The following is a 13036-nucleotide window of genomic DNA, read 5'->3' on the forward strand; positions in this document are numbered from 1 at the left end:
GTTGCAGAAAAATTCGGTGGAGCGGTAGTTCAGTTGGTTAGAATACCTGCCTGTCACGCAGGGGGTCGCGGGTTCGAGTCCCGTCCGTTCCGCCACCCTATTTAGGGGCGTAGTTCAATTGGTAGAGCACCGGTCTCCAAAACCGGGTGTTGGGGGTTCGAGTCCCTCCGCCCCTGCCAGAAATCATCCTTAGCTTAGGCTAAGGATTTTTTTTGCCCAAAATTTGCCATCTCTTCTTATTTACTTACTTGTTTGGTGTGCTCAGACATACGATGGCCGTCATCTGAGCAATTTTCGTAAGTAAATGACTCACATCTCTCATCACCCGATCATTCATGACCAGGAAAGGGATTTTTCAATAAATCATGTATTTGCTGCTGTTTATCACTATTTTGTAACCAGATGGCATATAACGGCCGTTGGATTGGCTTGCTGTGAGCTATCACACTCAGGTCAGGCATGGTTTGAGCCCACCGGACAGGTAGCCAGGTATAGCCGTCCAGTGTTTTCAACAGCGAACGGGTGATGTTAGCTGAAGTGGTGGTTAGCACTGGAGTGCCTTCTACAGAAGTTTTTTCTGCATCGTGATGCTGGAAATCGGGCCCCCACTCCAGCCGTAAATAGTTCAGTTCACTGTGGTGTTTCGACGGCGTGGCACAGAAGAGGTTCAGTTCAAAAGTCAGCAACTGCTGGCTGACAAACTCATCCATTTTAGGTGGCTCTGTCGTCACCAGCAGATCGAGTTGCCGCTCGTGTACTTGTTTCACCAGAGACTGGCGCTGAGCAATTCTTGCTTCCAGTTGTATTCCAGGATGTAAAGCATAAATGTTGGCAAGCCAGGGGCCAAGCATACACTCCCAGAGCGCTGCGCTTGCACCAATTGATATTTCATTGTGATTGGAAGTATGAGCAACATCTTTTTTTGCCGCGAGCCAGGTACTCATCAGATTTTCAGCATAGGGTAATAAACGCTCACCAGCACTGGTCAGGCGAATATTATTACGGTGGCGGGTAAACAGGTTTACCCCCAACTGATTTTCAAGTTGCCTGATGCGAAAACTCACAGCTGATTGAGTTAAATAGAGTGCTTCAGCTGCTCTGCCAAAATGTCTTGTTTTGCTCACTTCCAGAAATGTTTTCAGCAATTCTGTATCCACACTCACCTCGTAAAAAAATTTTTGTCGTTATGATTTAAATGTTTTGTTTTACACTCTGTCAAGCGTAACTAATACTCCGCGCCATAAATAGCCTGACAAAAGAATTAGGAGCGTGCAGGATGGCGGAAAGCTTTACGACGACTAATCGGTTTTTCGACAACAAATACTACCCACGTGGTTTTTCACGCCATGGTGATTTCACCATCAAGGAAGCGCAGATACTGGAACGTTTTGGTTATGCGTTTAATGAGCTGGATATCGGCAAGCGTGAGCCCGTTACGGAAGAAGAGAAACAGTTTGTTGCTGTGTGCCGCGGCGAACGAGCACCTGCTACTGAAGCAGAGCGTGTATGGGCTAAATATGTCACACGCATTAAGCGTCCAAAGCGCTTCCATACTTTGTCTGGCGGTAAACCGCAGATGGATAACATGGAAGATTATTCAGACAGTGATGATTAATAAAAAGGAGCTTCGGCTCCTTTTTTTGCACCAGGTGTAGGTCTGTCGCCTTTGCAAGGCAGTGCCTTGGTCTGCGTATTCGCGCCTGTTGTTCCGCCTGGTTGTTTGTATTGTTTAGCCCACCTGCCTTTGCAGGCGTAATAGTAGCCTGTCCATTGCGCGATAACTGAGGGCTTCCAACAGATGAGGTCGGCTAATATCAGCAGCCTGCTCCAGATCAGCAATTGTTCTTGCTACCTTAGTGAGGCGTTGCCATGCCCTGATGGATAGCCCAAGTTTATGCAGTGTTTCCTCAAGCCAGACCGCATCCTGCGGTTGTAACGGGCAATACTGGCGGATCTCCTGGTTTGATAAATGCGCATTAATTTTTTGCTGACGTGATTGCTGGTGTTGCCTCGCCTGTAAGACCCTGTCTCGCACCTGCTCAGTGGTTTCCGAACCTCTCTCTGGTTTACTCAATGAACCTGGCGGAAGCAGTGGGATCTCCAGCGTTAAATCAAAGCGGTCGAGAAATGGGCCGGATAACCGGCTAAGGTATTTAAGTACCTGATCTGGCGTGCTGCGGTTATGCCTGCCTTCATAGTGACCTGTCGGGCTGGGGTTCATGGCGGCAATAAGTTGAAAACGTGCCGGGTAAGTTAATTTTGCCCGGGTTCTCGATAAATGAATTTCCCCTGATTCAACAGGTTCCCGTAGTGCATCCAGCACCCGCCTTTCAAATTCGGGCAACTCATCCAGAAACAAGACGCCATTGTGTGCAAGGGAAACCTCGCCAGGTAGAGGGATACTGCCTCCCCCCACCATAGATGTGAGAGATGCGCTGTGATGAGGCGCCCTGAATGGCCTTTGACGCCATTTCCTTTGTAGCATGAGAGGGGAAACCAGGCTGGTAATCGCCGCACTTTCAAGTGCCTCTGAATCGCTTAATGGCGGTAACAAGCCATTGAGCCGTGATGCCAGCATAGTTTTGCCTGTGCCTGGTGGGCCAAGTAATAACAAGTTGTGGCCGCCAGCTGCCGTTATCTCAAGTGCTCTTTTGCCTTGCTGCTGGCCAATAATATCGGCCAGGTCGTTTGTCAGTTCCGGAGGAGTCTCCGCGAGAACGGGGGGAGAGTCCAGAGTGTGTTGTTTTTCCAGAAATGCGCAAACCTGCTGCAAATGATCAGCGATCAGGCTACTTTCAGGATCAATCAGGCCGACTTCGTCTGCATTATCGCGAGCAACAATGAGTTGCCTGCCACATCGCTGAGCTTCCCGTGCACAGGAAATTGCACCGGGTACACCTCTCAGATTCCCGGTGAGAGCCAGTTCGCCAACAAACTCGAATTCAGACAGGCGGCTGGCTGAAAGTTGGCCTGACGCGGCCAGCAAAGCAACAGCAATTGGCAGGTCATATCGCCCACCTTCTTTGGGTAAATCTGCAGGTGCCAAATTAATTGTTACCTTGCGGGCAGGAAACGTATAGCCGCTATTGATTAATGCTGAACGAACCCGGTCCCGGGCTTCTTTAACCGTGGTTTCTGGTAGCCCGACGATAGTTAACCCTGGTAACCCTGCGCTGATATGTACTTCCACTGTTATCAATGGCGCGGTGATACCCAGAGCTGCACGAGTGAAGACGATGGATAGTGACATGGTTCCTCCTTGCCGGGCATTGTGCCTGCCCACAAGCGGGCACACGATAGCGATTAACCATTACTGCGGCGAACCATGAAGACTATTCAGGGGAAGATGCCATCGTTGCAAAAATTTTCAGCCTGGTGCGCAGGAATCACTTTTTATTACCACGTGCTGCCACAGTCATTTTGGGTGAAATTATTTCAATCATTATTTTTTGCATTGAAAACAAGATGTTTGTTGAAAATTTGCCATCAGCGTCAAAAATAAAACATAAAAAAATCTTGTCACAGGTGAGATATCTATGGTAACTCTTTAGGCATTACTTCGAACGAGACACAAGATCGAACATAAAATGACAGCCCTTCTACGAGTGATTAGCCTTGTCGTGATTAGCGTGGTGGTGATTATTATGCCACCGTGCGGGGCTGCACATCGGCGAAGAATGGCTTAAAAATCAAGCCTGAATCTCGAAAAACCCCCGCACCGAAAGGTCCGGGGGTTTTTTATTAACTGACGCAATGACAATGAGGAACAGAGAATGCACAACAGCATAAAATCCTGTTTCTGTAATAGTGAGACGGGGAACTAACTATGAATGGCGCACATTGGGTGGTACATGCTTTGCAGGCACAGGGGGTTAACACCGTTTTCGGTTACCCTGGCGGGGCAATCATGCCGGTATACGATGCACTGTATGACGGCGGCGTGGACCACCTTTTGTGCCGGCACGAGCAAGGTGCTGCAATGGCTGCGATTGGATATGCCCGTGCGACGGGGAAAACCGGAGTCTGTATCGCCACTTCCGGGCCTGGCGCCACTAACCTGATAACCGGCCTGGCTGATGCGTTACTGGACTCCGTGCCCGTCGTCGCAATCACCGGCCAGGTGGCGGCACCGTTAATTGGTACCGATGCGTTTCAGGAAGTGGATGTTCTGGGTTTATCACTGGCCTGCACCAAACATAGCTTCCTGGTTGAATCCCTGGATGAGTTACCTCGTGTTATTGCTGAAGCTTTTGAGTTGGCCAATAGCGGCCGCCCAGGCCCTGTACTTGTCGATATCCCCAAAGACATTCAGTTAGCTGAAGGTGAACCAGAACCCTGGCTGGCAAGCGTTGAGGAACCTGCGGCCGAATACAGTGAGGCAGATATCGCCCAGGCGCGGGATATGATGCTGTCTGCTCACAAACCGATGCTGTATGTCGGTGGTGGCGTTGGCATGGCGCAGGCGGTGCCAACCTTACGGGCGTTTATGGCTCACACAGGCATTCCTGCGGTTGTCACGTTAAAAGGTTTGGGTGCAGTGGACCCGGCTGATCCACTTTATCTCGGTATGCTGGGCATGCACGGAACAAAAGCGGCAAATCTTGCGGTGCAGGAGTGTGATTTGTTGATTGCGGTTGGTGCCCGTTTTGATGATCGCGTCACCGGGAAATTAAATACCTTCGCTCCCCATGCCAGCGTAATTCATTTAGATATTGATCCGGCAGAGATGAACAAATTACGTCAGGCTCATGTTTCTTTGTGCGGTGACCTGAACCAGGTATTACCTGCTTTGCAACAGCCACTGGAAATTCACGACTGGCAGCACCAGGTGAATGTATTGCGAGAAGCGCACCCATGGCGATATGACCACCCTGGCGAGGCTATCTATGCACCGTTGTTGCTCAAACAATTATCTGAACGTAAACCAGCAGAGAGTGTAGTGACTACGGACGTGGGCCAGCACCAGATGTGGGCGGCGCAACACATGGCATTCACCCGGCCCGAAAACTTCATCACATCAAGTGGACTGGGTACCATGGGCTTTGGGTTACCTGCTGCGGTAGGTGCGCAAGTTGCGCGGCCTGACGACACAGTTATCTGTATCTCTGGTGATGGTTCATTCATGATGAATGTTCAGGAACTGGGAACAATAAAACGAAAACAGTTACCTGTAAAAATCGTGTTACTGGATAACCAGCGATTAGGAATGGTTCGACAATGGCAGCAATTATTCTTCTCTGAACGCTATAGCGAAACCACTCTCACCGATAACCCCGATTTCCTCATCCTGGCCAGCGCTTTCGGCATCCCCGGCCAGATAATTACCCGAAAAGACCAGGTCGAAGCGGCCTTAGACGCGCTACTGAACAGCGACGGTCCTTACCTGCTTCACGTTTCCATCGATGAATACGAAAACGTCTGGCCTCTGGTACCACCTGGTGCCAGCAACTCACAAATGCTGGAGAAATTGTCATGATGCAACATCAGTTAGCTGTACAGGCCCGTTTTCGCCCGGAAACGCTGGAGCGTGTTCTGCGCGTTGTGCGTCACCGTGGTTTTCAGGTGTGTGCGATGAATATGGCATCATCTGCCAACCCGGATGAAATTAATATCGAATTGACCGTTGCCAGCCTACGGCCTGTCGAATTACTGTTTAGTCAATTAAGCAAGCTGGTTGATGTCGCTTATGTCGCTTACCAGCAGCCAACATCACAACAAATACGCGCATGAGCGTAAAAGGAAGAACAATGACGACGAAAAAAGCTGACTACATTTGGTTCAATGGCGAGATGGTTCCGTGGGGTGAAGCGAAAGTGCACGTGATGTCTCACGCACTCCACTACGGTACTTCTGTGTTTGAAGGTATCCGTTGCTATGATTCTCACAAAGGGCCGGTAGTGTTCCGTCATCGTGAACACATGCAGCGTTTGCATGATTCAGCAAAAATCTATCGCTTCCCGGTTTCTCAGAGCATTGATGAACTGATGGAAGCCTGCCGCCAGGTACTGCGTAAAAACAACCTGACCAGCGCGTATATTCGTCCGCTGATTTTTGTTGGCGATGTTGGCATGGGCGTGAATCCACCAGATGGTTATTCTACCGACGTTATCATTGCTGCGTTTCCGTGGGGGGCTTACCTGGGGCCGGAAGCACTGGATCAGGGTATTGATGCAATGGTTTCTTCGTGGAACCGTGCTGCTGCAAATACCATCCCAACTGCGGCAAAAGCTGGTGGTAACTACCTTTCCTCTCTGTTGGTCGGCAGCGAAGCACGCCGCCACGGTTACCAGGAAGGGATTGCACTGGATGTAAATGGTTACCTGTCTGAAGGTGCGGGTGAAAACTTGTTTGAAGTGAAAGAAGGCATTCTGTTCACTCCGCCATTCACTTCTTCCGCACTGCCAGGTATTACGCGTGATGCCATTATTAAACTGGCAAAAGAGCTGGGTATTGAAGTGCGTGAGCAGGTACTTTCCCGCGAATCACTGTACCTTGCTGACGAAGTGTTTATGTCGGGTACTGCAGCTGAAATTACCCCGGTACGTAGTGTTGATGGTATCCAGATTGGCGCAGGCCGTTGTGGCCCGGTCACCAAACGTATTCAACAGGCATTCTTTGGCCTGTTTACGGGTGAAACCGAAGACAAATGGGGCTGGCTGGATCCCGTTAACCCGTAATTGCACAACACAACAAAAAATGTCCCGGCCAGCCGTTCCCCGGCCGGGAAAATGTACAGACTGGAGTGAATAAAGCATGCCTAAGTATCGTTCTGCCACCACAACTCATGGCCGTAATATGGCTGGAGCCCGCGCACTGTGGCGCGCAACCGGGATGACCGACTCAGATTTCGGCAAACCGATTATTGCGGTGGTGAACTCCTTTACTCAATTTGTTCCTGGCCACGTTCATTTGCGCGACCTGGGTAAACTGGTTGCTGAGCAAATCGAAGCGGCTGGTGGTGTGGCTAAAGAATTCAACACCATTGCCGTGGATGACGGTATCGCCATGGGGCACGGGGGCATGCTTTATTCTCTGCCATCGCGCGAACTTATCGCGGATTCTGTCGAATACATGGTGAATGCACACTGTGCCGATGCCATGGTGTGTATCTCTAACTGCGACAAAATCACCCCGGGGATGTTAATGGCATCCTTGCGCCTGAACATCCCCGTTATTTTCGTTTCCGGTGGGCCGATGGAAGCCGGGAAAACCAAGCTGTCTGATCAAATCATCAAGCTGGACTTGATTGATGCCATGATTCAGGGCGGTAACCCGAATGTGAGCGATGAACAAAGCGAGCAGGTTGAACGTTCTGCCTGCCCGACCTGTGGTTCCTGTTCCGGCATGTTTACTGCCAACTCAATGAACTGCCTGACCGAAGCACTGGGGTTATCTCAGCCAGGTAATGGTTCATTGCTGGCTACCCACTCTGATCGTAAAGAGCTGTTTGTTAACGCCGGTAAACGTATTGTCGCGCTGACGAAGCGTTACTACGAACAGGATGACGAAAGCGCGCTGCCGCGTAACATTGCCAGCAAAGCGGCTTTTGAGAATGCGATGACGCTGGATATTGCGATGGGTGGTTCTACTAACACCGTATTGCACTTACTGGCGGCGGCGCAGGAAGCGGAAGTTGATTTCACCATGGAAGATATCGACCGGTTATCCCGCAAAGTACCTCAACTGTGCAAAGTGGCCCCCAGTACGCAGAAATATCATATGGAAGATGTACACCGCGCAGGTGGTGTAATGGGTATTTTGGGTGAGCTGGACAGAGCTGGCCTGCTGCACACTGATGTGAATAACATTCTTGGTGGCACACTGCGCGACGCTCTGGCTGCTTATGATGTGATGGCGACACAAGATGATGCCGTAAAATCAATGTATACCGCAGGCCCTGCAGGTATTCGTACCACTCAGGCATTTTCACAGTCCTGCCGCTGGGACAGCCTGGATACCGACCGTGAAAATGGTTGCATTCGTTCTCGTGAACATGCCTACAGCCAGGATGGCGGGTTAGCTGTGCTGTATGGCAACTTTGCTGAGAATGGCTGCATTGTGAAAACGGCGGGTGTGGATGAAGGCAGTCTGGTATTCCGTGGCCCGGCTAAAGTGTACGAAAGCCAGGACGATGCCGTAGAAGCTATTCTTGGCGGTAAAGTTGTGGCGGGTGACGTTGTGGTTATTCGTTATGAAGGGCCTAAAGGTGGTCCGGGGATGCAGGAAATGTTGTATCCCACCAGTTTCCTGAAATCGATGGGGCTGGGTAAGGCTTGCGCGCTGATCACCGATGGGCGTTTTTCTGGCGGCACCTCTGGTCTGTCAATTGGGCACGTTTCTCCGGAAGCGGCGAATGGCGGGAACATTGGGTTGATTGAAGATGGCGATATGATTGCTATTGATATCCCTCAGCGCAGCATCCAACTGGATGTCACTGACCAGGTGCTGGCTACCCGCCGTGAGGCACAGGAAGCGCGTGGCGCACAGGCGTGGACACCGCGTGCCCGTGACCGCCAGGTCTCCTTCGCGTTACGTGCATATGCCAGCCTGGCCACCAGTGCCGACAAAGGCGCTGTTCGTGATAAAAGCAAACTGGGGGGCTGATCATGTCTGAATCGCAGCCCCTGTCAGCAACTCCTGGGGGAGCAGAATATCTGCGCGCAGTACTGCGCGCACCTGTGTATGAAGTGGCTCAGGTCACGCCATTACAGAAAATGGATAAAATCTCCGCCCGGCTGGAAAACGTGGTTCTGGTTAAACGTGAAGACCGGCAACCCGTGCACAGCTTTAAGCTGCGTGGCGCTTACGCCATGATCGCCAGCCTGACGGAAGAGCAGAAATCCCATGGTGTGATTACCGCCTCTGCGGGTAATCATGCGCAAGGGGTTGCGTTATCCTCCACGCGTCTTGGGATCAAATCATTGATTGTGATGCCAGTGACGACTGCTGACATCAAAGTGGATGCAGTGCGTGGTTTCGGCGGTGAGGTGCTGTTGTTCGGTGCTAACTTTGATGAGGCGAAAGCCAAGGCCATTGCGCTTTCTGAACAGCAAGGTTTCACCTATGTGCCTCCGTTTGATCACCCGGCTGTCATTGCCGGGCAAGGCACACTGGCAATGGAACTCCTGCAGCAGGATGCCCATATCGACCGGATATTTGTTCCGGTTGGTGGGGGCGGTCTGGCTGCTGGCGTCGCCGTGTTGATTAAACAGCTGATGCCGCAAATTAAAGTGATTGCTGTTGAGTCTGAAGATTCAGCCTGCCTGAAAGCGGCACTGGATGCCGGGCATCCGGTGGATTTACCCCGTGTAGGTCTGTTTGCTGAAGGTGTGGCAGTTAAGCGGATTGGCGATGAAACCTTCCGCCTGTGTCAGGCTTATATCGATGATATTGTCACTGTCGACAGCGATGCCATTTGCGCCGCGATGAAAGATTTGTTCGAAGACGTGCGTGCCGTGGCAGAACCCTCTGGTGCGCTGGCGCTGGCAGGGATGAAGAAGTACGTGCAACAGCATGGTATCCGGGGTGAGCGCCTGGCACATATCCTTTCGGGAGCTAACGTAAACTTCCATGGTCTGCGTTATGTGTCTGAACGTTGTGAGCTGGGTGAGCAGCGTGAAGCATTGCTGGCTGTCACTATTCCGGAAGAAAAAGGCAGCTTCCTTAAGTTTTGCCAGTTGCTCGGAGGGCGTGCGGTAACTGAATTTAACTACCGTTACGCAGATGCCAAAGAAGCCTGTATTTTTGTTGGTGTCAGGCTCAGCCGGGGTCTGGAAGAGCGCCAGGAGATAATTAACCTCCTGACGCAGGGCGGTTATGGCGTAGTGGATTTGTCAGATGACGAAATGGCAAAACTCCATGTTCGCTATATGGTTGGTGGCCGCCCCTCTCAGCCTTTGCAGGAGCGCCTGTACAGCTTTGAATTCCCGGAATCACCTGGTGCGTTGCTGAAATTCCTGCATACATTAGGCACCCACTGGAATATTTCCCTGTTCCACTACCGCAGCCACGGAACGGATTTTGGTCGTGTGCTGGCGGCATTTGAACTGGGCAGCCATGAACCCGATTTTGAAAGCCGGTTACATGAGCTGGGCTATGATTGCCATAACGAAACCAATAACCCGGCTTTTCGGTTTTTCCTGGCGGGTTAGTTGCCTGGCAGTATTTTCCAGAATGCTTCAACAAGCGGCTCATGCAGCCGCTTTTTTTGTACACACACACCCAGTTCGAACGGCGTTTTTTCATCGCTCCGGTCCAGAATCATCACCCTGTTGCGAACCGGTTCGGGGCTGTTATCCAGTACCACTTCCGGGATAAGAGCAACACCACAACCCAGAGCAACCATGGAGACCATCGCTTCATGGCCGCCAACTGTGGCATAAATAGCCGGGTTACTCACCTTCTGGCGGCGAAACCATAACTCAATACGGCGGCGTACCGGTCCCTGGTCGGGCAGAATGAACGGTATTGTGTTCCAGTCAGGTTCTTCGGCACTCACCTGATTACGTACCGGGCAAGGCAAAGCTGGTGCTATCAGTGCAACAGGAAGATGTTCCAGAATAGAAAATGCCACCGCTGCCGGGAGGTGCTCCGGCTTACCGGCAATAGCCAGATCTGCCTCGCCAGACACAACTTTTTCTACTGCATCTGCGGCGTCGCCGGTCGAGAGTTTAATTTCAACGGAAGGGTGCTCAGCCCGGAAACGGTCAAGTATGGGAGGCAAATGGCTGTATGCGGCCGTGACAGAGCAGAATAAGTGCAACTCACCCGATAACGATGGCCCTTTCTGGTCAATGGCATGGCGCAACTGCTGGTATTGCAACAATGTTTGCTGAGCAAACTGGCGCAGCTCCTCACCGGCTTCGGTTAATTGCACGGTGCGGTTGTCACGGATAAACAGCGGCTGGCCTAAATCCTCTTCCAGGCGTTGGATCTGGCGTGACAATGTCGAGGGGCTGACATGCATCGCCCGGGCGCTACGGCCAAAATGGCGGCTTTCTGCGAGGTGTAAAAACGTTTTCAGATCGCGTAAATCCATACGCTTATCTCCCGGAAAGTTGATGTTGCATATAACGCAACGTGACGTTGTTAATATATCAATTTAAGCAACGCATTTCCTGACATATAGTGAGTGCATCATTCGCAATGCTTATAGCACACGCGATCAGAATAAAACGCACAACACCACACCGATGGAGCAACACGATGGCTAATTATTTCAATACACTGAACCTGCGCCAGCAACTGGCACAACTGGGTAAATGCCGCTTTATGGGCCGCGATGAATTTGCTGATGAAGCCAGCTTTCTGAAAGGCAAAAAAATCGTGATCGTCGGCTGTGGCGCTCAGGGTCTGAACCAGGGTCTGAACATGCGTGACTCCGGCCTGGATGTGTCTTATGCGCTGCGTGCAGCTGCCATCGCTGAAAAACGTGCTTCATGGCGTAAAGCGACTGAAAACGGTTTTAAAGTTGGGACCTACGAAGATTTGATCCCTCAGGCGGATCTGGTGGTTAACCTGACTCCGGACAAACAGCACTCCTCAGTTGTTCAGTCTGTACAGCCGCTGATGAAACAAGGTGCTGCACTCGGCTATTCTCACGGCTTCAACGTGGTGGAAGTCGGTGAGAAAATTCGTCAGGACATCACCGTAGTGATGGTTGCGCCGAAATGCCCGGGCACTGAAGTGCGTGAAGAATACAAACGTGGTTTTGGTGTCCCAACCCTGATTGCCGTTCACCCGGAAAACGACCCGAAAGGTGAAGGTATGGCAATCGCGAAAGCCTGGGCAGCAGGCACTGGCGGCCATCGCGCTGGTGTTCTTGAGTCTTCTTTCGTTGCTGAAGTGAAATCTGACCTGATGGGCGAGCAGACAATTCTGTGCGGTATGCTGCAGGCAGGTTCGCTGTTGTGCTTTGACAAACTGGTTGCCGAAGGCACCGACCCGGCATACGCAGAAAAACTGATTCAGTTCGGTTGGGAAACAGTGACAGAAGCGCTGAAACAGGGTGGTATCACTCTGATGATGGACCGCCTGTCTAACCCTGCGAAACTGCGTGCATTCGCACTGTCTGAGCAGATGAAAACCATCATGGCTCCACTGTTCCAGAAACATATGGATGACATCATTTCTGGCGAGTTCTCTCGCGTGATGATGGCTGACTGGGCTAACGACGATAAAAATCTGCTGACCTGGCGTGAAGAAACCGGCCAAACTGCATTTGAAACTGCGCCGCAGTTTGAAGGCAAAATCGCTGAACAAGAGTACTTCGACAATGGCGTGCTGATGATTGCGATGGTGAAAGCCGGGGTTGAGCTGGCATTCGAAACTATGGTGTCTTCAGGCATCATTGAAGAGTCTGCTTACTACGAATCACTGCATGAACTGCCGCTGATTGCCAACACCATTGCACGTAAACGCCTGTATGAAATGAACGTGGTAATTTCCGATACTGCTGAGTACGGTAACTACCTGTTTGCCAATGCCGCGGTTCCGTTGCTGAAAGAGTTTATGACTACTCTGCAACCGGGTGACCTGGGTAAAGCGATTGCTGCCGGTAGCGTTGACAACGCGCAACTGCGTGATGTTAACGAAGCGGTCCGCAACCACCCAATCGAAGTGGTTGGTAAGAAACTGCGTAGCTACATGACGGATATGAAACGTATCGCTGTTGCTGGCTAATTCAGTTGCGCCTGAGTAGCCTGTCACGCCCCGGCACCCGCCGGGGCGTTGTTATATTACCGGCGGTATAACACCTTAATAATATGGTAGCCAAAGCGGGTTTTTACCGGGCCATAAGGCTTGAGCAGTGGGCAACTGAAGACTGCTTTATCAAACGGCCCAACCATGGCTCCTTTGGCAAATTCACCCAGATTCCCGCCGTTGCGGCCAGAAGGGCAGGTTGAAAAGCGTTTAGCCAGTTGGTCGAATTTTGCCCCTTTCTCCAGTTTTTCCAGGACTTCCCGGGCTTTTGCCTCAGTCCTGACCAGAATGTGTAATGCTGCCGCCGTGCGGGCCATATTTATTTCCCCGGTGA

At 51.3% G+C, this 13036-nt stretch carries 12 protein-coding genes and 2 tRNA genes; 10 read left to right on the forward strand and 4 right to left on the reverse strand.

Annotated elements, in window-relative coordinates; all coding sequences use genetic code 11:
- The first annotated feature begins 18 nt into the window (after positions 1–18).
- Positions 19–95, forward strand: a tRNA-Asp gene (locus DES37_RS22235).
- A gap of 8 nt (positions 96–103) precedes the next feature.
- Positions 104–179, forward strand: a tRNA-Trp gene (locus DES37_RS22240).
- A 150-nt stretch (positions 180–329) separates the two neighbouring features.
- Here the strand turns inward: DES37_RS22240 and hdfR are convergent.
- The gene (gene hdfR, locus DES37_RS22245) at positions 330–1157 is read right to left on the reverse strand and encodes an HTH-type transcriptional regulator HdfR (RefSeq protein ID WP_110027938.1); all 828 of its coding nucleotides are present in this window, start codon (positions 1155–1157) and stop codon (positions 330–332) included.
- 119 nt (positions 1158–1276) lie between these two features.
- On the opposite strand from hdfR, the gene DES37_RS22250 reads away from it, so the two are divergent.
- Positions 1277–1615, forward strand: a complete 339-nt coding sequence (locus tag DES37_RS22250; RefSeq protein WP_036115367.1) for a MaoP family protein — start codon at positions 1277–1279, stop codon at positions 1613–1615.
- A gap of 114 nt (positions 1616–1729) precedes the next feature.
- On the opposite strand, the gene DES37_RS22255 is transcribed toward DES37_RS22250, so the two are convergent.
- The gene (locus tag DES37_RS22255; protein ID WP_110027939.1) at positions 1730–3250 is read right to left on the reverse strand and encodes a YifB family Mg chelatase-like AAA ATPase; all 1521 of its coding nucleotides are present in this window, start codon (positions 3248–3250) and stop codon (positions 1730–1732) included.
- 337 nt (positions 3251–3587) lie between these two features.
- Between DES37_RS22255 and ilvL the strand changes: the two genes are divergently transcribed.
- The 6 genes from ilvL (at position 3588) to ilvA (ending at position 10151) form a co-directional block, all read left to right on the forward strand.
- The gene (ilvL, locus tag DES37_RS22260) at positions 3588–3686 is read left to right on the forward strand and encodes an ilv operon leader peptide (protein ID WP_110027940.1); all 99 of its coding nucleotides are present in this window, start codon (positions 3588–3590) and stop codon (positions 3684–3686) included.
- A gap of 140 nt (positions 3687–3826) precedes the next feature.
- Positions 3827–5476, forward strand: coding sequence for an acetolactate synthase 2 catalytic subunit (gene ilvG / locus DES37_RS22265; RefSeq protein ID WP_110027941.1), 1650 nt, complete (start codon positions 3827–3829; stop codon positions 5474–5476).
- Positions 5473–5730 carry an acetolactate synthase 2 small subunit gene (gene ilvM, locus DES37_RS22270; protein ID WP_036115376.1) on the forward strand — a complete coding sequence of 86 codons (258 nt, stop codon included), beginning with the start codon at positions 5473–5475 and terminating at the stop codon, positions 5728–5730. Before ilvG ends, ilvM begins: the two co-directional genes overlap by 4 nt.
- A 17-nt stretch (positions 5731–5747) precedes the next feature.
- Positions 5748–6677: a branched-chain amino acid transaminase gene (locus DES37_RS22275; protein WP_036115379.1), complete on the forward strand. Its 930-nt coding sequence runs from the start codon at positions 5748–5750 to the stop codon at positions 6675–6677.
- Between the two features lie 76 nt (positions 6678–6753).
- On the forward strand, positions 6754–8604 hold the full coding sequence (gene ilvD / locus DES37_RS22280) for a dihydroxy-acid dehydratase (RefSeq protein WP_036115383.1): 1851 nt from the start codon (positions 6754–6756) through the stop codon (positions 8602–8604).
- Between the two features lie 2 nt (positions 8605–8606).
- On the forward strand, positions 8607–10151 hold the full coding sequence (gene ilvA, locus DES37_RS22285) for a threonine ammonia-lyase, biosynthetic (protein ID WP_110027942.1): 1545 nt from the start codon (positions 8607–8609) through the stop codon (positions 10149–10151).
- Here the strand turns inward: ilvA and ilvY are convergent.
- Entirely contained in the window at positions 10148–11038 is an 891-nt protein-coding gene (ilvY, locus tag DES37_RS22290) for an HTH-type transcriptional activator IlvY (protein ID WP_110027943.1), read from the reverse strand. The genes ilvA and ilvY overlap by 4 nt on opposite strands.
- A gap of 167 nt (positions 11039–11205) precedes the next feature.
- Here ilvY and ilvC point away from each other — a divergent pair, with 167 nt between their 5' ends.
- Positions 11206–12681 (forward strand): ketol-acid reductoisomerase, encoded by a 1476-nt coding sequence (gene ilvC, locus DES37_RS22295; protein ID WP_036115392.1) that lies wholly within the window; start codon positions 11206–11208, stop codon positions 12679–12681.
- A gap of 56 nt (positions 12682–12737) precedes the next feature.
- On the opposite strand, the gene ppiC is transcribed toward ilvC, so the two are convergent.
- Complete coding sequence (ppiC, locus tag DES37_RS22300; RefSeq protein WP_036115396.1) at positions 12738–13019, reverse strand: peptidylprolyl isomerase PpiC; 282 nt, start codon at positions 13017–13019, stop codon at positions 12738–12740.
- Between the last annotated feature and the right edge of the window lie 17 nt (positions 13020–13036).

It is taken from the genome of Mangrovibacter plantisponsor (assembly GCF_003182475.1).
Lineage (GTDB): Bacteria > Pseudomonadota > Gammaproteobacteria > Enterobacterales > Enterobacteriaceae > Mangrovibacter > Mangrovibacter plantisponsor.